Here is a 21255-nt window from a genome sequence, read left to right on the forward strand (position 1 = left end):
GAGGGCGGCCTGTGGTCCCCCCCCCCCCCCCGTTTTCTTTCCCCCCCCCCCCGGGCGAGAAAGGGGCACCCCCCCCCCCCCCCCCCCCCCCCCCCTTCCGCGTACCGGTTTCACCCGTTCGGGCTATTCGCCTCGACGGAGACTCGGCTTCAGGTCCTTGAATCGGCCCAGCAGGCCGTTCACGAACGCCGGGGAGTCGTCGGTGGAGAACTCCTTGGCGAGCTGTACGGCCTCGTCGATCGCCACGGCGTCCGGCGTCTCGTCGACCCAGATCAGCTCGTAGCCGCCCAGCCGCACGATGTTCCGGTCCGCGACCGGCATGCGGTCGAGGTCCCAGTCCACGGCGTACGTGGCGATGAGGTCGTCGATGCGGTCCACCTTGTCGGCATAGCCCTCGACGAGGTCCATGGTGAAGGCGCTGACCGGCGGCTGCCGGTCGTCCGACCGCGCGTGGCGGATCCAGTCCGCGAGGACCTCCCGCACGGGAACCCCGCGCTGATCGGCCTCGAAGAGGATCTGGAAGGCGCGCTTGCGCGCGTTGCTCCGGGCAGCCACGGTTAGCTGTTCACCCGGCCGAGGTAGTCGCTGGTGCGGGTGTCGACCTTGATCTTCTCACCGGTGGTGATGAAGAGCGGGACCTGGATCTCGTGGCCGGTCTCCAGGGTGGCGGGCTTGGTGCCACCGGTGGAACGGTCGCCCTGCACGCCCGGGTCGGTGTGCTGCACGGTCAGCTCGACCGCGGCCGGGAGCTCGACGTAGAGCACCGAGCCCTCGTGCTGCGCGACGGAGGCGGTGAAGCCCTCGATCAGGAAGTTGGCGGCGTCGCCGACGGCCTTGCGGTCGACCATCAGCTGGTCGTAGGTGTTCATGTCCATGAAGACGAAGTACTCGCCGTCCATGTACGAGAACTGCATGTCGCGACGGTCAATGGTGGCCGTGTCGACCTTCACGCCGGCGTTGAAGGTCTTGTCGACGACCTTGCCGGACAGCACGTTCTTGAGCTTGGTGCGCACGAAGGCCGGGCCCTTGCCGGGCTTGACGTGCTGGAACTCGACGACGGACCAGAGCTGGCCCCCGTCGAGCTTGAGCACCATGCCGTTCTTGAGGTCGTTCGTGGAAGCCACGGTTGCCAAATCTCCTGGACTGAAAGACCACGGGTGCGCGCACAGCAGAGCTAGAGCGCGAGCAGCTCCTTGGTCGTAATGGTGAGTAGCTCGGGTCCGCCGTCCGCCTCGGGGCGTACGACGAGCGTGTCATCGATCCGGACTCCGCCCCGGCCCGGGAGGTGGACCCCAGGTTCGACGGTGACCGGCACGCAAGCGTCCAGTTTACCCATTGCGGCAGGTGCCAGCTGCGGGTCCTCGTCGATTTCCAGGCCGACACCGTGTCCGGTCCACGGCGCGAGGGCTTCTCCGTACCCCGCGGAGTCCAGGACCTGGCGTGCCGCGTGGTCCACGTCGCGGTACGCGGCGCCCGGCAGGAGGGCCTCCCGGCCCGCCCGCTGGGCCGCGAACACGAGGTCGTACAGCTCGATCTGCCAGTCCGCCGGGGAGGTCCCGATGACGAACGTCCGGCCGATCTCACAGCGGTAGCCGCGGTAGTTCGCGCCGAGGCACACGGAGAGGAAGTCGCCCTCCTCCACCCGCCGGTCGGAGGGCCGGTGCCCGGACCGGCCGGAGTGGGGTCCGGTGCCGACCGACGTCGGGAATGCCGGTCCGTCCGCGCCGTGGTCGACCAGCCGGCGCTCGAGCTCCAGCGCCAGGTGCCGTTCCGTGCGTCCCACGAGGATCGACTCGAGCAGTTCGCCGAGCGCCTGGTCGGCGATCTCCGCGGCGATCCGCAGACAGGCGATCTCCTCCTCGTCCTTGACGAGCCGCTGCTGTTCCACGGCGAGCCCGAGGTCGGTCAGGCGCAGCCGGGGGGCCACGGACCCCAGGGCCCGGTGCCGGACCACCGTGAGGTGGTGCTCCTCGACGGCCAGGCTCTCGGCGCGGGCGCCGGATGCGGCATCGGCGGCGGCGACGGCCGGATCGCCTCCGGCATGGGGCAGCACCGAGCACGCCAGGTGCTCGTCGAGCCGCCCCTCCTCCGGTTCGCCGGTCGGGTTCTCGGCGCAGAACAGGACGTCCTCGGCCGGCCCTACCAGCAGCACGGCGTTGCGGGGCGCGGCGCCGGTGAGGTAACGGACGTTGGCCGGACGCGAGATCAGCGCGGCCGAACCGCCCGTGGCGGCGCAGTGGTCACGGAGCCGGCCACGACGGGCCGCGTACACCTCTGACATGCATCGAGCGTACGAGCGCCGGAGCCGCGGGGCCTGCGGAGCGCGTCCGGACGGGGGCGGGGGCGGGCTACCAGCCGGGCGGGGCGACGAGGGCGCGGGCGAGGGCCTCGTCGAGTGCGCGGGCGGTCATCTCCACGTCGAAGTGGGAGTTGTCGATGATCGGCAGGCCGGAGCCGTACCAGCCGGCCATGCGGCCGTGGATGCGGGCGACCTCCTCGTCCGTCAGGCGGCGGTTGCCGCTGCGCTCGGCGTTGCGCTCCAGGACGATCTCCAGGCCCGGCAGCAGCACCACGGGGAGCAGCCCCGGGCCCACGTGCCGCTTCCAGCCGCCCAGGCCCACCACGGGCCGGTCGGGGAAGACGGCGTCGTCGAGGATGCAGGAGATGCCGTTGGCCAGGAAGTTGCGGGCGGCGAACCCGCACGTGCGGCGGGCCAGCCGGTACTGCGCCTCCGAGTGGTCGTTCCACCCCGACTGCGGGTCGGCGAAGCCGGAGCAGACCCACTCGCGGACGTCGTCGAGGCTGATGTGGGCCGTCGGCACCGGCCGGGTGCTGGCCCAGTGGCGGGCCACGGTGGTCTTGCCCGCGCCCGCGGGTCCTATGAGGAGCACGGCGAGGGTGGCCGCGCCGGTCCCGGGCGGGCCGGCGGACGGCAGCGGCACGTGTCCGGTCTGGTCCGGGCCGGCCTGCACCGGCGCGAGCGGTGCGGGCGGCGGCACGGGCGGAGCCACCCAGCCGCCCGGGGGCGGACCGGACGGCGGCACCGGAGCCCCCGGGTGGTGTCCCGGATGCTGTCCCGGCTGTCCCCAGCCCCCCACTGCATGCTGCATACGGTGCCACTCCGTCTCGCGCCCGCTCGTCACCACAAACCGATGCAGGAACGTTATCTCCTCCGGCTGCCCGGACGGCAACCGCCTCCCGGTCCTTCTTCGGTGAACGGCCGGGGGGGGGGGCGAGTGCCCGCCCCCGGCGATCCGGCCGTCAGTGTGCAGCCGTCAGGCGCCGGTCTCCTCCGCCAGCGCGCGCAGCGCCAGCCGGTACGAGCCGATGCCGAAGCCGGCCACGGTCCCGCTCGCCACGGCGGCGATCACCGAGGTGTGGCGGAACTCCTCGCGGGCGTACGGGTTCGAGATGTGCACCTCGATCAGCGGCGCCGTGCGCTGGGCCGCCGCGTCCCGCATCGCGTACGAGTAGTGCGTGAAGGCGCCGGGGTTGATGACCACGGGGATCCGCCCGTCGGCGGCCTCGTGCAGCCAGCGCACCAGCTCGCCCTCGTCGTTGGTCTCGCGGACCTCGACCTCGAAGCCCAGTTCCGCGCCCAGCTTCGTGCAGCTCTCGACGAGCCCGGCGTACGAGGTGGCCCCGTAGACGTCGGGCTCTCGGGAGCCGAGCCGGCCCAGGTTCGGGCCGTTCAGCACGAGGACCCGCCGCCCGGTCCCGCTCACGCGGACACCTCGCCGTACGCGGCGATCAGGTGCGCCGGGTCGGGGCCTTCCAGGACGGTCGGCTTGGCCAGCCCGTCCAGGACGATGAAGCGGAGCAGGTTGCCGCGGGACTTCTTGTCGACCTGCATGGTCTGCAGCAGCTTGGGCCACTGGTCGCCGCGGTAGGTCAGCGGGAGCCCGACGGAGGCGAGCACGGCCTTGTGCCGGTCCGCGGTCGCGTCGTCGAGCCGGCCGGCGAGGCGGCCGAGCTCGGCGGCGAAGACCATGCCGACCGAGACCGCGGCGCCGTGCCGCCACTTGTAGCGCTCGTTCTTCTCGATGGCGTGGGCCAGCGTGTGCCCGTAGTTGAGGACCTCGCGCAGCCCCGACTCCTTGAGGTCGCTGGAGACGACGTCCGCCTTGACCTGGATGGAGCGCACGATCAGCTCGGCGGTGTGCGGGCCCGCGGGCGTACGCGCCGCCGCCGGGTCCTCCTCGATCAGGTCGAGGATCACCGGGTCGGCGATGAAGCCGGCCTTGATGATCTCCGCGAGGCCACTGACGTAGTCGTTGACCGGCAGCGACTCCAGGGCCGCCAGGTCGCACAGCACGCCCGCCGGCGGGTGGAAGGCACCGACGAGGTTCTTGCCCTCGGCGGTGTTGATGCCGGTCTTGCCGCCGACCGCCGCGTCGACCATCGCGAGCACGGTGGTCGGCACCGCGACCCAGCGCACCCCGCGCAGCCAGGTGGCCGCGACGAAGCCCGCGAGGTCGGTGGTGGCACCGCCGCCGACACCGACGATCACGTCGGTGCGGGTGAAGCCGGACTGGCCCAGCGCCTTCCAGCAGTAGGCCGCCACCTCGACGGTCTTGGCCTCCTCGGCGTTCGGCACCTGGATGGCGACGGCCTCGTAGCCCTGCGCGGCGAGGTCGTCGCGCAGCGCCTCGCCGGTCGAGGCCAGCGCCTCGGGGTGGATCACCGCGACGCGCTGCGCCCGGCTGCCGATGAGCCCGCCCAGTTCGCCGAGCAGCTGCTCGCCGACCAGTACGTCGTACGGTTCGTGGCCGGCGCTGCCGCCGACGTGGATCCGCGTCACCTGGTCCTGGTGGTCCGTCATACGTCCTTCAACTCCAGTGCGTCGAGGACCGCCTGGGCGACCTCTTCGGGGGTGCGGTCGTCGGTGGCCACGACGACGCGCGCGACTTCGGTGTACAGCGGGCGGCGGGCCTCCATCAGCTCGCGCCACTGCCGGCGCGGGTTGACGGCGAGCAGCGGGCGGGCGGCGCCCAGCCCCACCCGGCGCACGGCTTCCTCGACGTCCATCGACAGGTAGACCACGGGCAGCCCGGACAGCAGCTGCCGGGTGCCCTCGTCGAGGACGGCGCCGCCGCCCAGGGCCAGCACCCCGGTGTGCCCGGCGAGCGCCGAGCGGACCGCCTCCCGCTCCAGTTCGCGGAAGTACGGCTCTCCCTCGTCGACGAAGATGTCGGAGATCTCGCGGCCCTGGGCGGCGACGATGTCCGCGTCGGTGTCCCGGTAGGGCGCGCCGAGCCGCTCGGCGAGCAGCGCGCCCACCGTGGACTTGCCGGAGCCCATCGGGCCGACGAGGACGACCAGCGGTCCGCCCGTCACCGGATCTGGAGGTTGTCGAGGTACGACTGCACGTTGCGGCGGGTCTCGGGGACCGAGTCGCCGCCGAACTTCTCGACGACCGCGTCGGCGAGGACCAGCGCCACCATCGCCTCCGCGACGATGCCGGCGGCCGGGACGGCACACACGTCGGAGCGCTGGTGGTGGGCGGCGGCGGCCTCGCCGGTGGCGACGTCGACGGTCGCCAGGGCACGCGGCACCGTGGCGATCGGCTTCATGGCCGCCCGTACGCGCAGCAGCTCGCCGGTGGTCAGGCCGCCCTCGGTGCCGCCGGAGCGGCCGGAGGTGCGCCGGATGCCCTCGGGGGTGGAGACGATCTCGTCGTGGGCCTTGGAGCCGGGCACGCGGGCCAGCTCGAAGCCGTCGCCGACCTCGACGCCCTTGATCGCCTGGATGCCCATGAGCGCGGCGGCGAGCCGGGCGTCGAGGCGGCGGTCCCAGTGCACGTGGGAGCCGAGGCCGACCGGGACGCCGTACGCGAGGACCTCGACGACGCCGCCGAGGGTGTCGCCGTCCTTGTGGGCCTGGTCGATCTCCGCGACCATCGCCTTGCTCGCGTCGGCGTCGAGGCAGCGCACCGGGTCGGCGTCGAGCTTCTCGACGTCGGCCGGGGTCGGGTAGACGCCGTACGGGGCCTTCGCCGCGGCCAGTTCCACCACGTGGGAGACGATCTCGATGCCCGCGGCCTCCTTGATGAAGGAACGGGCGATGGCGCCGAGGGCGACCCGGGCGGCGGTCTCGCGGGCGCTGGCGCGCTCCAGGATGGGCCGGGCCTCGTCGAAGCCGTACTTCTGCATGCCCGCGAGGTCGGCGTGGCCGGGGCGGGGACGCGTCAGGGGGGCGTTGCGGCCCGTCTCCTTGAGCTCCTCGGGGTCGACCGGGTCGGCCGACATGACCTTCTCCCACTTCGGCCACTCGGTGTTGCCGACCATGACGGCGACCGGGGAGCCGAGGGAGAGACCGTGGCGGACTCCGCCGAGGAAGGTCACCTCGTCCTGCTCGAACTTCATGCGGGCACCGCGGCCATAGCCCAGCCGCCGCCGGGCCAGGTGGTCGGCCACCAGCTCAGTGGTGACCGGGACGCCGGCGGGAAGACCCTCCAGCGTCGCGACCAGCGCGGGTCCGTGGGACTCCCCTGCGGTCAGCCAACGCATCCTGCTCAACGATGCTCCTCATGCTCGCGCCTGGCACTGCGGCGGCGCGACCGGGTGCGCGGCCCTGGCCCGCCTTCCCTGATCCTCCCATGTCCGGCAGGGTGAACCGGTCTCCGGTCCAGCTATCGGACGCCGGAAGGGCGCCGGGGGGTGCTGCCGGGCTCCTCGACGGCGGCGGGCGCGCCCGGACGCGTCCGGGCCCGCAGCAGTGTCCGCAGCCGCCGGATCCCCGCCCAGGCCAGCAGGGCGATGCCGAGGGCGGCGAGGGTCAGCTGCACCCACTCCGGGAGGCTGAGGACGAGCATCTTCCACAGGGCGCGGCCCCAGTCGGCCGCGAGCGGCGCCCCGGACCCTTGCGTCGCGGGCATGGCGAACGCCCCTTCCTCCGGTGTTCCTGCAGGCGGGGAGCCTACCGGGTGGCCAGGGCCCGTTCCCCGGCGGCCCGCATGGCGGCGAGCGGACCCGGCGTGCGCCCGGTCATCTGCTCCACCTGGAGCACGGCTTGGTGGACCAGGAGGTCGAGCCCGCCGACGACCTTGCCGCCGCGGCCGGCCCAGGCGGCCGCGAGCGCGGTCGGCCAGGGTTCGTACAGCACGTCGAAGAGGGTCCCGGGCCGCTCGGGCACGGCCGCGGCCAGGGCGTCCGTGGTCCCCGCGGGCGTGGTGGCGATCACCAGGGGCGCCGTGAGGGCCTCGGCGGCGTCCGCCCAGTCGGCGGTGCGTACGGGCACGCCCAGCCGCTCGCCCCACTGCCGCATCTCGTCGGCGCGGGCCCGGCTGCGGACGTAGGCGGTGACCTCGCCGGTGCAGATGCGGGAGAGGGCGGCCAGAGCCGAGGAGGCGGTGGCGCCGGCGCCGAGGACGGCCGCGGCGGGGACCTTGTCCACTCCCCGCTCGTGCAGGGCGGAGACGATCCCCGGGATGTCGGTGTTGTCGCCGAGGCGGCGGCCGTCGGGGGTGAAGACGACGGTGTTGACGGCCTCGACGGAGGCCGCGGTGTCGCTGACGCCGTCGAGCAGGGGCATGACCGCCCGCTTGAGCGGCATGGTCAGGGAGAGCCCGGCCCACTCGGGGCCGAGGCCGGCGACGAACTCCGGCAGGCGGGCCTCGTCGACCTCGAAGCGGTCGTACGACCAGTCGTCGAGGCCCAGCTCCCGGTACGCCGCGCGGTGCAGGACCGGCGAGAGGGAGTGCGCGATGGGGGATCCGAGCACTGCGGCCCGGTGTACCGACTGCTGCAATGGACTCGCCCCTCGTCATGATCGGCCGACGGGAATCGTACAGCCGGTACGACGGGGCCGCCGTCCCGTACCGGGGTACGAGACGGCGGCCGCGGTGCGGCTCAGCCGCCGGACTTCTTGCGCTCCTTCAGGTACTCGGCGCGGTTCTGCTCGTGCTCGGCGTTGGTCACGGCGAACAGCGTCTTCTTCTCGTTGACGGAGACGAAGTAGTACCAGGGGCCGTCGGCGGGGTTCATCGCCGACTCGAAGGCGTCCATGCCCGGGTTCCCGATCGGGCCGGGAGGCAGACCCTTGATCTTGTACGTGTTGTACGGGTCCTTGATCTTGCGGAGCTCGTCGACCGAACCGATGTCGAGGGTGCTCTGCCCCTTCATGTAGTTGACCGTGGAGTCGAAGTCCAGGAGGCCGTAGGTCTCGACGTTGCCCGGCTTGAGGCGGTTGTAGACCACGCGCGCGATCTTGTCGAAGTCGTGCTTGTAGAAGCCCTCGGCCTGGACCAGGCTCGCGACCGTGACGAGCTGGAGCGGGGACTTCAGGCCCAGTTCCTTCGCCTTGGCGTCGAGGCCGAGGCTCGCGTACTTCGCCGTGGCGGCCGCGACCATCTGCTTGAGCAGCTGCTCCGCGGTGACGTCCTTGCCCAGGTCGTAGCGGGCCGGTGCGAGGAAGCCCTCCAGCGGGTCCTTGACGTCGGGCTGGTTCTTGGCCCAGGCGGGCAGGCCGAGGGTGCCGGCCTTCTTCTCCGCGATCTCGCGGGTGGCGCCCTCCTGCAGGCCGAGCTTCTTGTCGATCTTCCGGTAGACGTCGACGTTGCGCTCGCCCGGGTTGACGTCGAGGGCGTTGATGTTGGCCGGGTTCACCATCAGGTCGACGGCGGAGGCGGCCGACATCTGCAGCTTGAGCGGATAGAGGCCCGGCTGGATCGCCTTGCCCTTGGGGTGCTGCTCGGCGGCGGCGACGAAGGCGTCCGCGCTCTTGACCACGCCGGCCTTCTTGAGGATGAGGCCCATCTGCCCCACGCTCGCGCCCTTGGGGATCTCGACGTCGACGGAGCCCGTGCCGGACCCGGTGAAGTCCTCGGGGGCGCCGAACTTCTGCTGGATGAAGCTGTAGCCGTAGTAGCCGATGCCGCCGACCCCGCCGAGAAGGACGAGGGAGACGAACAGGCAGGCCACGCCGTTGCGGCTCTTCTTCTTTTTCTTGTTCTTGGTGCGGCCGCCGCGGCGGCCGCCACCGCCCGCGCCGCCCCGGGCGCCGTCGTCGGAATCGCCGTCGTCGCCGTCACCGCCGCCGGAGAAGAAGGCGTGGTCGGGCTCCTCGGCCGCAGGCTCGTCGTCCTGCCATTCGGTGGCCGGCTCGGGGACCTGGTGGCGGCGGTTCGGCGGCTGCGGCGGCGGGTAGGCGTCGGGGGTCCCGTACAGGTCGGGGGTCTCGCCGGGGTAGCCGCTCACGGGCTGCTGGCCGTACTGGTCCGGCACTCCGGCGTCCCAGCCGCCGCCGTCCGTGCCCCCGTGGTACTGCACGGGGGCCGGGGCGGCGGCCTGCTGCGGATGCGCTCCGTAGACCAGGTTCGGATCCGCGTACTGCTGTTGCTGCTGCTGGGGGTACTGCTGGTACTGGTCCGGGTACTGCTGCTGGGCGTGCTCCGGGTACTGCTGCGGGTAGGGGTGACCCTGCTGGGCGTGGTGCTGCTCCGGCGCGTAGTGCTGCTGCTCGCCGTACGGCACCTGGCCGGGCTGGGCCTGATGTCCGGTCCACCCCAGGTCCCCGTACAACGGGTCCTCCGGGTGCTGCGGGTAGGGGCCTGCACCCCGGCCATACTCAGTCATCGGTCCCCTAGAGCCGCGAGACGACTGGCCGCGGCTCTGAGCGCCGCGGCCTACCGGTCCGCCTCTTTCGTGGGCGACGGCTGTTCGAAATGCCGCCACATCGCGCGGAACGTTACCGTATCGCGATCAGATGACCACTTCGACGCACTCGCCGGGCGGATTACCCGATACCCGTTCGGTCTCAAGAGCGTTCTGAAGGATGATCACAGCGGCGGCCTGGTCGATCACCGCGCGGCCCTTCTTCGCGTTCTTGCCGGAGGCCCGCAGTCCCTGAGCCGCCGTCACCGTGGTCATCCGCTCGTCCACCAGACGGACCGTCACCGGCTTGATGCCCCGGGCCAGCTCCGTGGCGAAGGCGCGGACCTTGGCCGCGGCCGGACCCTCCCGCCCGCTGAGCGAGCGGGGCAGTCCGACGACGACTTCGAGCGGTTCGTACTCTTCGACCAGCTGGCGCAGCCGCCGGTGGGCGGCCGGGACGTCGCGTCCCGGCACGGTCTCCACCGGTGTGGCGAGCACCCCGTCGGGGTCGCACGAGGCGACCCCGATCCGGGCGTCGCCGACGTCGATCGCAAGGCGTCGGCCTCGGCGCAGGCTCATCGTCAGACCGTTTCCACGACGAGGCGCTCGACGGCCGCGATGGCGTCCGGCACGGCGGCCGGGTTCTGGCCGCCGCCCTGGGCGACGTCGGGCTTGCCGCCACCGCCGCCGCCGAGGGTCTTGGCGGCGGTGCGGACCAGGTCACCGGCCTTGAGACCGCGCTCGCGGGCGGATTCGTTGGTGGCGATCACGGTCAGCGGCCGCCCGTTGGCGACGGTGAACAGGGCCACGACCGCCGGGCGGTCGCCCTGGATGCGGCCGCGGACGTCGAGGACGAGCTTGCGCAGGTCGTCGGCGCCGACGCCGTCGGCCACCTGGCCCACGACGAGCGCGACGCCGCGGATGTCCTGGGCGTTGTCGGCGAGACCGGCGGCGGCCTGGAGGACCTTCTCCGCGCGGAACTTCTCGATCTCCTTCTCGGCGTCCTTCAGCTTGGACAGCATCGAGGAGATCTTCTCCGGCAGTTCCTCCGGACGGCCCTTGACCAGCTCCTGGAGCTGGGCGACGACCGTGTGCTCCCTGGCGAGGAAGTTGTACGCGTCCACGCCGACCAGGGCCTCGACGCGGCGCACGCCGGAGCCGATGGAGGACTCGCCGAGCAGCTTGACCAGGCCGAGCTGGGCGGTGTTGCCGACGTGCGTACCGCCGCACAGCTCCTTGGAGAAGTCGCCGATGGTGACGACGCGGACCCGCTCGCCGTACTTCTCGCCGAACTCGGCGATGGCGCCCTGCTTCTTCGCCTCGTCGATGCTCATGATCTCGGCGGTGACGTCCAGCTCGCGGGAGAGGACGTCGTTGATCTTCTGCTCGACGTCGGTGAGGACCGAGCCGGGAACGGCGTTCGGCGAGCCGAAGTCGAAGCGGAAGCGGCCGGGCGAGTTCTCCGAACCGGCCTGGGCGGCGGTCGGGCCGAGGGCGTCGCGCAGCGCCTGGTGGGTCAGGTGCGTGGCCGAGTGGGCACGGGCGATGGCCCGGCGGCGCGTCACGTCGATGGCGGCGTACGCGGAGGCGCCCACCGTCACCTCGCCGACCTGCACGGAGCCCTTGTGTACGGAGACACCCGGGACCGGCTGCTGGACGTCGCGGACCTCGATGACGGCGCCGCTGTCGAGCCGGATCCGGCCCTGGTCGGCGAGCTGGCCGCCGCCCTCGGCGTAGAAGGGGGTGCGGTCGAGGACGACCTCGACCTCGTCGCCCTCGGAGGCGGCGGGCGAGGAGATGCCGTTGACCAGGAGGCCGACGACGGTCGACTCGCCCTGCGTGGTGGCGTAGCCGGTGAACTCGGTGGCGCCGGCGCCGTCGGCGATCTCGCGGTACGCGGACATGTCGGCGTGACCGGTCTTCTTGGCCTTGGCGTCGGCCTTGGCGCGGTCGCGCTGCTCCTGCATCAGGCGGCGGAAGCCCGGCTCGTCCACGGTCAGGCCCTGCTCGGCGGCCATCTCGAGGGTGAGGTCGATCGGGAAGCCCCACGTGTCGTGGAGCAGGAACGCCTTGTCGCCGGCCAGGACGGTGCCGCCGGCGGCCTTGGTCTCGGTCACGGCGGTGTCGAGGATGTTCGTGCCGCCCTTGATGGCCTTGAGGAAGGCGGCCTCTTCGGCGAGCGCGACGGTCTCGATGCGCTTGCGGTCGGTGACGAGCTCCGGGTACTGCTGGCCCATCGTGTTGATCACGACGTCGACGAGGTCCCGGACGACCGGGCCGGTGGCGCCCATCAGGCGCATGTTGCGGATGGCGCGGCGCATGATGCGGCGGAGCACGTAGCCGCGGCCCTCGTTGCCGGGGGTGACGCCGTCGCCGATGAGCATGGTGGACGTGCGGATGTGGTCGGCGACCACGCGCAGCGAGACGTCGGTGTCCTTGGCCGCGCCGTAGCGGACGCCGGTCAGCTCGGTGGCCCGGTCCATGACCACGCGCAGGGTGTCGGTCTCGTACATGTTCTGCACGCCCTGCAGGATCATCGCGAGGCGTTCCAGGCCGAGGCCGGTGTCGATGTTCTTCGACGGCAGGTCGCCGAGGATCGGGAAGTCCTCCTTGCCGTCGCCGGCGCCGCGCTCGTACTGCATGAAGACCAGGTTCCAGATCTCCACGTAGCGCTCGTCGTTGACGGCCGGGCCGCCCTCGACGCCGAACTCCGGGCCGCGGTCGTAGTTGATCTCCGAGCACGGGCCGCAGGGGCCCGGGACGCCCATGGACCAGAAGTTGTCCTTCTTGCCCAGGCGCTGGATGCGCTCGGCCGGGACGCCGATCTTGTCCCGCCAGATGGCCTCGGCCTCGTCGTCGTCCAGGTAGACGGTGATCCAGAGCTTCTCGGGCTCCAGGCCGTAGCCGCCGTCCGCCACGGAGCTGGTGAGCAGCTCCCAGGCGTACGTGATGGCGCCTTCCTTGAAGTAGTCGCCGAAGGAGAAGTTGCCGCACATCTGGAAGAACGTGCCGTGGCGGGTGGTCTTGCCGACCTCTTCGATGTCCGGGGTGCGGACGCACTTCTGCACGCTGGTCAGCGTGGGGGCCGGCGGCTTGACCTCGCCCAGGAAGTAGGGCTTGAACGGCACCATGCCCGCAGGGACCAGCAGCAGAGTCGGGTCGTCCGCGATGAGCGACGCCGAAGGGACAACGGCGTGACCGCGCTCCTCGAAGAAGCTCAGCCAGCGGCGGCGAATTTCAGCCGACTCCATCAGTGGTCCTCATTCCGGTTGTACGAGTGCTTCGGTCGGGGGTGCTTCACGGGGCGTGAAGCCTGGTTGTCGATGGCCCGCAGGCGGCGCTGGCCCGGCAGGGCGCGCGCGGCGCCGGGGCCGTCCAGGGCGTCCGGGTCCTGCTGGAGGCCCAGTGCGTCGTTCAGCTCGTCTTCGCGCTGGAGCATTCCCGCCCGGACGTCGAGGGCGAAGTCCTTGAGGCGGTGGCCCGCCTCGACGGCCTTCTCCGCGGCCTGGGCGGCGAGGCTCTCCGGGGTCAGCTGCTTGATCTTGCGGTTGACCTTGGTGGTGGCCCACACGCCGGCGGCGGCGCCTGCGGTGAACCAGAAGGTACGGCGGAACATCGCGGTCTCAGTCCTTCTGCTTCCGGCGCCGCGCGGAGGGCACCGTACGGCCGACGATCACGGTGCGACTGGCGTCATTGCTTCGCTGACGACCAGACGGGCGCTGCGGCGCCGCGGCGTCCGTACGGCCCAGCGCCCGGCGGACGCCGTAGCCGAAGGCCGCGACCTTGACGAGCGGGCCGCCGAAGGTGGAGGCGACGGTCGAGGAGAGCGCCGAGGCGTTGGAGGTGACCTCCTGGACGTCGCTGGCGATGGCGTCGACCCGGTCGAGCTGGGTGCGCGCGGAACGGACGGTCGTGGAGGCGTCCGCGAGCAGCGGAACGGCCTGCTCGGTCACCTCGGCCACGAGCTTGGTGGTCGCCCTGAGCGTCTGGGCGAGCCTTGCCAGCACGACGGCGAGGAACGAGACCAGGATCGCCCAGAAGACGGCCACGAGGATCCCGGCCACCTCTCCACCGGACACGTTGCACCGCTCCCTGAACATAGAAAAGTCGTGTCCCGACCCTATCGCGCCGTGGGTGGGCAGCCGTACCGGAATTCCGGGCCCGACAGGCCCGCCTTGTACGCAGCGCATCCGGAGCAGTACGCTCCGTGTCCCATGCGACCAAGGACGTACGGCAATCTTCCCTCGGAGCTGAACGGGTTCGTCGGGCGGGGTCCCGAACTCGCCGGGCTGGGGCGGCTGCTGGAGCGCTCCCGGCTGGTGACGGTGACCGGTGTGGGCGGGGTGGGCAAGTCCAGGTTCGCGGTCCAGGCTGCCCGGAATGTGCAGGAACGCTACTGCGACGGCGTGTGGCTGGCCGAGCTGTCCGCGGTCCGCGACCCGGAGCTGCTGGCGCACGCGCTGGCCGAGGCCCTGGGCCTGACGGACCACACCGCCCGGCCGCCGCGGGAGGTACTGGCCGAGCACCTGGCCGGACGCGAGCTGCTGCTGGTCCTCGACGGCTTCGAGCAGCTGGTGGAGCCGTGTGCCCGGCTGGTCAGGGAGCTGCTGCGCGCGTGCCCGGAGCTGCGGGTGCTCGCCGCGGGCCGCAGGCCGCTGGAGCTGGACGGGGAGCAGGCCTTCCCGCTGCCGCCGCTGGGCCCGGTGGAGGCGGCGGAGCTGCTGGCGGCCCGCGCGGCCGCGGTGGATCCGGGCTTCGTGCTCACGGAGGAGAACCGCGGGGCGGTCGGCGAGCTGTGCGCACGGCTCGACGGGATCCCGCTGGCCCTGGAACTGGCCGCGGGCCGGCTGCGGACGCTGTCCGTCGACCAGCTCCTGGTGCGACTGGAGGACCGGTTCCGGCTGCTGACGGGCGGTGCCCGGGGCGCGCTCCCCCGCCACCAGGCGCTGCGGACCGCGATCGGCTGGAGCCACGAGCTGTGCACCGCGCAGGAGCGGCTGCTGTGGGCGCGCCTGTCGGTGTTCGCCGGGCAGTTCGACCTGGAGGCGGCGGAGTACGTGTGCGGCGGCGCGGACCTGCCGGCCGAGGAGGTGCTCGACGTGCTGGGCGAGCTGCTCGCCCAGTCGCTGCTGGTCCGGGAGGACGGTCCGGCCGGCGCCCGCTACCGGATGCTGGACACCGTACGGGCGTACGGGGCGGGCTGGCTGGAGGTGCAGGGCGAGGCGGCGCGGCTGCGCAGGCGGCACCGGGACTGGTACATGGGGCTGGCCACCTGGTGCGAGCTGGAATGGTTCAGTCCGCGGCAGCACGAGGTGGCGGCGCTGGTCGAGGCGGAGATGCCGAACCTGCGGCTCGCGCTGGAGTGCTGCCTGGAGAATCCGGACGAGGCACATCTGGGCCAGTACCTGGCGGGCACCCTCTGGTTCTCGTGGGCGGGGTGCGGCCGGCTCGCGGAGGGCCGGCACTGGCTGGGCCGCGCGCTGGAGGCGGAGCACGCGGCCGGGCCCCGGGAGCCGGCGGACGGCGCGGATCCGCAGGACGCGGGCGATCCCCGAGGCGGAGCGTTCGGCGGCCTTCCCGCGCTGTCCGGGCCGGGCGACGGCGCGCACGACGGGTCCCGGCTGAAGGCGCTGTGGGTGCTGGGCTACGTCGCCTGCCTGCAGGGGGACACGGTGGCGGCGCTGAGTGCGCTGCACGAGTGCCGGGACGGCGCCGAGCTCGCGGGGAGCCCGCTGGCCACGGCGTACGCCGTGCACCGGCTGGGCTGCCTGGCGCTGGTCTCGGACGACGTGGACCGGGCCGCCGAGCTGCTCGGCTCGGCGCTGGCGCGCTACCGGGAGGTCGGCGAGCTCAACAGCAACGTACTCATGTGCCAGGTGGAGCTGGCGCTCGCGCTGGCGTTCCAGGGCGACCTGGAGGGCGCGCTGTCGCTGTGCCGGGAGGTCCGGGAGATCTGCGAGGACCACGGGGAGCGGTGGACCCGGGCGTACGCGCTGTACGTGCTGGCGTACGCGGCGCTGAACCGCGGGGAGCCCGCTCGGGCCCGGGAGCTGCTGGCGGAGTGCGTGGCGATCAACCACACCTTCCACGACCTGCTGGGCCTGGTGCTGGCGCTGGAGCTGCTGGCCCTGGTGACGGTGACCGAGGGCGCCGCGGCGGAGGCGGCGGTGCTCCAGGGGGCGGCCGAGGCACTGTGGGGCTCGGTCGGGCTCCAGCTCTTCGGCTCGGGGTACTTCAACGGGCCGCGGCTGGCGTGCCTCCAGCAGGCGGGCGACGAGCTGGGCCAGGCCCGGTACGCGGCCCAGGCGGCACAGGGCCGCCTGCTGCCGCTGGACGTGCTGGTCGAGCGCGCGCTGCGGTTCCGGCCGCGCAGCCGGTCGGTGCTGCCGTCCCCGCGGCCGGCGGTGCGGCGCGGGCACGCCGACGGCGGTCCGGACCGGGCGCCGGACAGCAGGAAGCCCGCCGGCTCCCCTTTCGGGGAACCGGCGGGCTGAACCAGCCTGAGGGCTACGTCCGCCTTAGCGGGCGTAGTACTCGACGACGAGCTGCTCGTCGCAGATGACCGGGATTTCCTTGCGGTTCGGGTCGCGGTCCAGGCGGAAGGCCAGGGCCTTCAGGTTGACCTGCAGGTAGCGCGGGGTCTCGCCCTCGCCTGCGTAGCCACCCTCACGGGCAACCTGGAACGGAACCTTCTCGCGGCTGCGCTCGCGCACGGTGATGACGTCGTCCGGGCGGACACGGAACGACGGCTTGTCGACCTTGCCACCGTTGACCTCGATGTGGCCGTGAACGACCATCTGGCGGGCCTGGTAGATCGTGCGGGCGATGCCCGAACGCAGGACCAGGGCGTCGAGGCGACGCTCGAGCTCGACGACCAGCGCCTCGCCCGTCTTGCCCTCGGCCTTCTTGGCGCGGTCGTACGCGCGGGCCATCTGACGCTCAGAGATGTCGTACTGAGCGCGCAGACGCTGCTTCTCCAGCAGACGAACCTTGTAGTCCGAGTTCTGCTTGCGGCCACGGCCGTGCTCGCCCGGCGGGTAGGGGCGGGCCTCGAAGTACTTGACGGCCTTCGGGGTCAGAGCAATGCCGAGGGCACGGCTCTTCTTGACCTTGGGTCGCTTCTGGTTCACGTGGAACCTACCTCCATGTAAGTTAGGTGAGGCTTACCTTATTTCGAGGAGGACGTAATGTCTCGACCGCATGGGATCCCCCTGCCCAGTGCGCATCGCAGTCCGGACGAGAAACAATCCACGTCCGCTTACGACGACGGTAGGCAAGGTCAGCCGCGTCCCAGGGAAGGCGCTCGACAGCTCACCGGAGCCGAGCGCGTACGAACCCTCGTAGAGTCCAACGCCTCAGTATCCCTCACTTTGCCGGGTGCTCCTGACACGCAGGAGCACGCGGAGTTCGGGACCGGGATGCCGGCAGCGCGGACCGTCACCCCGGACGGGGACGTGATTCTCCTTGTTTCCGGGGAATCCGCGGCCGCCAGGGCAGCCGCATACGCCCAGGACGACGACCTCACGGTGGTGATGGAGATCACCGACGTCGCCCCTGTGTCCGTGCCCCATCGTATCCGGGGAAGGGCCCGGCTCGCCGGTTGGCTGACTCCGGTCCGGGGAGCGGAGCGCGCCGCGGCCGCCGCACTGCTCGCGTCGCGGCATCCGGTGGGCGAGCTGCTGGGCACGACCGAGCCGTCCCCGCAGGACGGCACCCCCGCCGGGTACGGGCGTCCCGCCTGGATGCTGCTGCGCCTGGAGGTCGGCGAGATCACCGTGGACGACCTGTGGGGCGCCGAGCACGTGGACCCCGAGGACCTCGCCGCGGCGCGGCCCGACCCCGTCTCCGCCCACGAGGCCGAACTGCTCCAGCACCTGCACACGGCCCACGGCGAGCAGGTCCGCGAGCTGTGCGGGCTCCTCGGGGACCGCGGACCGGAGGCCCACGGCCGGGACGTGGTGCCGCTGGCCCTGGACCGCCTCGGACTGCGGGTCCGCTTCACCGGCGACCGGCCCTTCGACGCACGCTTCGACTTCGTCGAGCCGGTCCGGGACATCTGCGGGCTGCGCCGCGCCATGCACACGCTCTTCGAGGCCGCCTCTCACTGAGGGCACGACCCCGGCATGAGCGTGGATCAGATCCGCCGCGGCCCCGCGGACGGCGCGACGGACCCCGGCCCGGGTCAGGAACCCGCGCCGCCGCCCGAGCCGCGCAGCCGCTCGCGGACCCGCTCCACCACGTCGGCGTAGCGGGCCTCGGCGCCGTACCGGGTGGGTTCGTAGTACCGCTTGCCGTGGATCGCGTCCGGCGCGTACTGCTGGGCCGCGATCGCGCCGGGCACGTCGTGCGGGTACACGTACCCCTGGGCGTGGCCCAGCTTGGCCGCGCCCTTGTAGTGCCCGTCGCGCAGGTGCGCCGGGACGGGACCGGCCAGGCCGGCACGCACGTCGGCCAGGGCGGACCCGATCGCGGTCGTGGCGGTGTTCGACTTGGGCGCCAGGGCCAGCGCGATCGTCGCGTGCGACAGCGTCAGCGCCGCCTCCGGGAAGCCGATCATCGCCACCGCCTGCGCCGCCGCGACTGCCGTCGGCAGGGCCGTGGGATCGGCCAGGCCGATGTCCTCGCTCGCCGAGATCATCAGCCGCCGCGCGATGAACCGCGGGTCCTCCCCCGCCTCGATCATGCGCGCCAGATAGTGCAGCGCCGCGTCCACGTCCGAGCCCCGGATCGACTTGATCAGCGCGCTGGCGACGTCGTAGTGCTGGTCGCCGTCCCGGTCGTACTTCACCGCGGCCCGGTCGACGGCCTCCTCCACCGTCTGGAGGGTGATCTCCTGCTCCCCCTTGGCGATCGCCGACCCGGCCCCCGCCTCCAGCGCCGTCAGGGCGCGCCGGGCGTCGCCGCCCGCGATCCGCAGCAGGTGCGCCTCGGCGTCGTCCGGGAGGGTGACCGCTCCGCCGAGCCCGCGCTCCTCCGTCAGCGCCCGGCGCATCAGCCCGCTCAGGTCGTCGTCGGTGAGGGGCTCCAGGGTCAGCAGCAGGGACCGCGAGAGCAGCGGGGAGATCACCGAGAAGTACGGGTTCTCCGTGGTCGCCGCGATGAGGGTGACCCAGCGGTTCTCGACCGCCGGGAGCAGCGAGTCCTGCTGCGCCTTGCTGAAGCGGTGGATCTCGTCGAGGAAGAGGACGGTCTCCTTGCCGTATCCCCCGGCCGCCCGGCGGGCGCCCTCGATGACCGCGCGGACCTCCTTGACCCCCGCGGTGATCGCGGAGAGCTCCACGAACCGCTTCCGGGTGGCCTGGCTGACGACGTACGCGAGGGTGGTCTTCCCGGTCCCGGGCGGGCCCCACAGGATCACCGAGGAGGCGCCGGCCGGGCCGCCCGCGCCGTCGCCGACCAGGCGGCGCAGCGGCGAGCCCTGCTTGAGCAGGTGCTGCTGCCCCACGACCTCGTCGAGGGTGCGCGGACGCATCCGGACGGCGAGCGGGGAGCTCGCCGGGTCTTTCTCCTGGCGGTCCTCGGCAGCGGCGGTGAACAGATCGGGTTCCACCCCTGAAGCCTATGCGAGGCCGCCGACAGCCCCGCCCGGGCCGGTCAGGAGGTCCAGAAGTCCCACCAGCGGGTCAGGATCAGCATGCCGATGATCCCGATGTGGAGGACCGGCAGCACCCAGGTGAACTCGGCGAGGAAGCCCCGCAGCCAGCCGGGGGCGGGCAGCAGCCCCTCGCGGACGTTGTGCGCGGTGAGGTACCAGAACAGCAGGATCGTGGCGACCCAGGCCAGGCAGCACCACAGGCACAGGGAGTTGATGCGGTACAGCGACTGGAACATCAGCCACATGCAGAAGCCGACGCCGAACAACGCGCCGGCGTTGAAGGTCAGCCAGTACCAGCGGCGGAAGCGTCCCCCGGCCAGCAGGCTCATGCCCACGCACACCACGACCGCGTAGGCCACCAGCCCGAGCATCGGGTTCGGGAAGCCGAACGCCGAGGCCTGGTCGCTCTTCATGATGTTGCCGCAGGCCACGACCGGGTTGAGGCTGCAGCCGGGGACGAAGTCCGGGTCCTCGAGCAGCTTGAACTTGTCGATCGTGATCACCCACGCGGCGAGCAGCCCCGCCGCACCCGTGATCACCAGCAGCCAGGCCAGCGCGCGGCTGCCGCCGACGCGCCGCGAGGTGTCCGTCCCGTCCGCCCTGTCGGTGCGGTCCGCCCCTGAAGTCGTCATACGGATTTCCGTCATCCCGTCCGGTCCGTGGGGCCCCTCGGTCCCTTGAGCACGGACATTCTGCCGCACCCGGCCGGCCGTCCACCGTTCGGTGGGCACAAGGGCGTACGCGCGAGGCCGGACGGCACCTGCCGTCCGGCCTCGCTGCACCTCTGCTGCGGCTGCCCTACGCGAGCCTGGCGCGCACGCTCTCGACCAGCCCGGCCACCGGCACGGCGCTCTGCTCGCCGGACTGCATGTCCTTGAGCTGCACCACGCCCTCGGCGAGGTCCCGCTCGCCCGCGACCAGCGTGAAGCGGGCCTGCGAGCGGTTCGCGTCCTTCATCGCGCCCTTCAGGCCCTTGCCGCCGTACGCGAAGTCCGCCGCCACGCCCGCCTTGCGCAGCTCGGTGACCGCGCCGAAGAGCAGCCGCCGCGCCTCGTCGCCGAGCGCCACTGCGAAGACCTCGGTCGTCGCCGGGATGTCCAGCTCGATGCCCTCGGCCTCCAGGGCCAGCACCGTACGGTCGACGCCCAGCGCCCAGCCCACCGACGGCAGCGCCGGGCCGCCGATCATCTCGGACAGGCCGTCGTAGCGGCCGCCGCCGCCCACCGCGGACTGCGAGCCCAGACCGTCGTGCACGAACTCGAAGGTCGTGCGGGTGTAGTAGTCGAGGCCGCGCACGAGCTTCTCGTCGTCCTCGAAGGCGACGCCCGCCGCGGTGATCAGCTCGCGGACCTCCTGGTGGTACGCACGGCACCCGTCGCACAGGTAGTCGCGCAGCACCGGCGCGCCGACCAGCTGCTTCTGGACCTCGGCGCGCTTGTCGTCGAGGACGCGCAGCGGGTTGATCTCGGCGCGGCGGACGGTCTCGTCGTCGAGGTCGAGGCCGCGCAGGAAGGTCTGGAGCGCCTCGCGGTAGACGGGACGGCACTCCTTGTCGCCCAGAGAGTTCAGCAGGATGCGGAAGTCGCGCAGCCCCAGCGAGCGGTACGCCTGGTCGGCCAGGATGATCAGCTCGGCGTCCAGCGCCGGGTCCTCCGCACCGATCGCCTCGGCGCCGACCTGCGAGAAGTGGCGGTAGCGGCCCTTCTGCGGGCGCTCGTAGCGGTAGTACGAACCGGAGTACCAGAGCTTGACCGGCAGGCCGCCGGCCTTGTGCATGTTGGCCTCCAGCGCCGCGCGCAGGACGGACGCGGTGCCCTCCGGGCGCAGGGCCAGGTTGGCGCCGCCCTTGGTCGTGAGGGTGTACATCTCCTTGGTCACGATGTCGGTGGACTCGCCGACCCCGCGCGCGAACAGGTCCACGTCCTCGAAGCCGGGCGTCTCGACGTAGCCGTAGCCGGACTTCCGCAGCGGTCCGGAGATCGCCTCGCGGACGGCCAGGTACTTCGCGGAGTACGGCGGGATCAGGTCGTACGTGCCCTTGGGGGCCTTGAAGGTGCTCACGAAACT

The 21255-nt window shown here is 72.2% G+C and carries 21 protein-coding genes; 2 read left to right on the forward strand and 19 right to left on the reverse strand.

Translation table 11 applies throughout. From position 1 onward, the window contains the following. Positions 1-123: 123 nt before the first annotated feature. From nusB to ACZ7H1_RS21925, 15 genes are all read right to left on the reverse strand, one after another. The gene (gene nusB, locus ACZ7H1_RS21855; RefSeq protein ID WP_470788830.1) at positions 124-555 is read right to left on the reverse strand and encodes a transcription antitermination factor NusB; all 432 of its coding nucleotides are present in this window, start codon (positions 553-555) and stop codon (positions 124-126) included. A 2-nt stretch (positions 556-557) separates the two neighbouring features. After that, positions 558-1124, reverse strand: a complete 567-nt coding sequence (efp, locus tag ACZ7H1_RS21860) for an elongation factor P (protein WP_470788832.1) — start codon at positions 1122-1124, stop codon at positions 558-560. A gap of 50 nt (positions 1125-1174) precedes the next feature. After that, positions 1175-2281 (reverse strand): aminopeptidase P family protein, encoded by a 1107-nt coding sequence (locus ACZ7H1_RS21865; protein ID WP_470788834.1) that lies wholly within the window; start codon positions 2279-2281, stop codon positions 1175-1177. A 67-nt stretch (positions 2282-2348) separates the two neighbouring features. Further along, on the reverse strand, positions 2349-3110 hold the full coding sequence (locus tag ACZ7H1_RS21870) for an AAA family ATPase (RefSeq protein ID WP_470788836.1): 762 nt from the start codon (positions 3108-3110) through the stop codon (positions 2349-2351). Between the two features lie 165 nt (positions 3111-3275). Further along, positions 3276-3725 (reverse strand): type II 3-dehydroquinate dehydratase, encoded by a 450-nt coding sequence (gene aroQ, locus ACZ7H1_RS21875; protein WP_470788838.1) that lies wholly within the window; start codon positions 3723-3725, stop codon positions 3276-3278. Then, a complete protein-coding gene (gene aroB, locus ACZ7H1_RS21880) occupies positions 3722-4822 on the reverse strand; it encodes a 3-dehydroquinate synthase (protein WP_470788840.1) in 1101 nt (366 codons plus the stop codon). The genes aroQ and aroB overlap by 4 nt, the downstream gene beginning before the upstream one ends. Then, positions 4819-5337: a shikimate kinase gene (locus ACZ7H1_RS21885; RefSeq protein WP_470788841.1), complete on the reverse strand. Its 519-nt coding sequence runs from the start codon at positions 5335-5337 to the stop codon at positions 4819-4821. Before ACZ7H1_RS21885 ends, aroB begins: the two co-directional genes overlap by 4 nt. Then, on the reverse strand, positions 5334-6518 hold the full coding sequence (gene aroC, locus ACZ7H1_RS21890; protein WP_470788843.1) for a chorismate synthase: 1185 nt from the start codon (positions 6516-6518) through the stop codon (positions 5334-5336). The genes ACZ7H1_RS21885 and aroC overlap by 4 nt, the downstream gene beginning before the upstream one ends. A 113-nt stretch (positions 6519-6631) precedes the next feature. Beyond that, positions 6632-6877, reverse strand: coding sequence for a hypothetical protein (locus tag ACZ7H1_RS21895; protein WP_470788845.1), 246 nt, complete (start codon positions 6875-6877; stop codon positions 6632-6634). Between the two features lie 41 nt (positions 6878-6918). Then, positions 6919-7749 carry a shikimate dehydrogenase gene (locus ACZ7H1_RS21900; RefSeq protein ID WP_470788847.1) on the reverse strand — a complete coding sequence of 277 codons (831 nt, stop codon included), beginning with the start codon at positions 7747-7749 and terminating at the stop codon, positions 6919-6921. A 101-nt stretch (positions 7750-7850) separates the two neighbouring features. Beyond that, the gene (gene mltG / locus ACZ7H1_RS21905; RefSeq protein ID WP_470788848.1) at positions 7851-9575 is read right to left on the reverse strand and encodes an endolytic transglycosylase MltG; all 1725 of its coding nucleotides are present in this window, start codon (positions 9573-9575) and stop codon (positions 7851-7853) included. 126 nt (positions 9576-9701) lie between these two features. After that, a complete protein-coding gene (gene ruvX / locus ACZ7H1_RS21910; protein WP_470788849.1) occupies positions 9702-10172 on the reverse strand; it encodes a Holliday junction resolvase RuvX in 471 nt (156 codons plus the stop codon). A gap of 2 nt (positions 10173-10174) precedes the next feature. Next, positions 10175-12844 carry an alanine--tRNA ligase gene (gene alaS / locus ACZ7H1_RS21915; protein ID WP_470788851.1) on the reverse strand — a complete coding sequence of 890 codons (2670 nt, stop codon included), beginning with the start codon at positions 12842-12844 and terminating at the stop codon, positions 10175-10177. Beyond that, entirely contained in the window at positions 12844-13209 is a 366-nt protein-coding gene (locus ACZ7H1_RS21920; RefSeq protein ID WP_470788852.1) for a DUF6167 family protein, read from the reverse strand. Before ACZ7H1_RS21920 ends, alaS begins: the two co-directional genes overlap by 1 nt. Positions 13210-13216: 7 nt before the next feature. Further along, complete coding sequence (locus ACZ7H1_RS21925) at positions 13217-13672, reverse strand: DUF948 domain-containing protein (RefSeq protein ID WP_470788854.1); 456 nt, start codon at positions 13670-13672, stop codon at positions 13217-13219. A gap of 135 nt (positions 13673-13807) precedes the next feature. Between ACZ7H1_RS21925 and ACZ7H1_RS21930 the strand changes: the two genes are divergently transcribed. Then, positions 13808-16087 (forward strand): ATP-binding protein, encoded by a 2280-nt coding sequence (locus ACZ7H1_RS21930; RefSeq protein ID WP_470788856.1) that lies wholly within the window; start codon positions 13808-13810, stop codon positions 16085-16087. Positions 16088-16111: 24 nt separating this feature from the next. Here the strand turns inward: ACZ7H1_RS21930 and rpsD are convergent, their stop codons facing one another. Further along, on the reverse strand, positions 16112-16723 hold the full coding sequence (rpsD, locus tag ACZ7H1_RS21935; RefSeq protein ID WP_030294564.1) for a 30S ribosomal protein S4: 612 nt from the start codon (positions 16721-16723) through the stop codon (positions 16112-16114). A gap of 57 nt (positions 16724-16780) precedes the next feature. Between rpsD and ACZ7H1_RS21940 the strand changes: the two genes are divergently transcribed. Continuing rightward, positions 16781-17701, forward strand: coding sequence for a DUF2470 domain-containing protein (locus ACZ7H1_RS21940; RefSeq protein ID WP_470788858.1), 921 nt, complete (start codon positions 16781-16783; stop codon positions 17699-17701). Positions 17702-17775: 74 nt separating this feature from the next. On the opposite strand, the gene ACZ7H1_RS21945 is transcribed toward ACZ7H1_RS21940, so the two are convergent. The 3 genes from ACZ7H1_RS21945 to hisS all read right to left on the reverse strand — a co-directional run bounded on the left by ACZ7H1_RS21945 (position 17776) and on the right by hisS (position 21249). Further along, positions 17776-19143, reverse strand: a complete 1368-nt coding sequence (locus tag ACZ7H1_RS21945; protein WP_470788860.1) for a replication-associated recombination protein A — start codon at positions 19141-19143, stop codon at positions 17776-17778. Between the two features lie 44 nt (positions 19144-19187). Beyond that, on the reverse strand, positions 19188-19820 hold the full coding sequence (locus tag ACZ7H1_RS21950) for a vitamin K epoxide reductase family protein (protein WP_470788862.1): 633 nt from the start codon (positions 19818-19820) through the stop codon (positions 19188-19190). Between the two features lie 166 nt (positions 19821-19986). Then, positions 19987-21249 carry a histidine--tRNA ligase gene (gene hisS, locus ACZ7H1_RS21955; RefSeq protein ID WP_470788864.1) on the reverse strand — a complete coding sequence of 421 codons (1263 nt, stop codon included), beginning with the start codon at positions 21247-21249 and terminating at the stop codon, positions 19987-19989. Positions 21250-21255 lie beyond the last annotated feature (6 nt).

Source organism: Streptomyces sp. NPDC037401 (assembly GCF_055602345.1).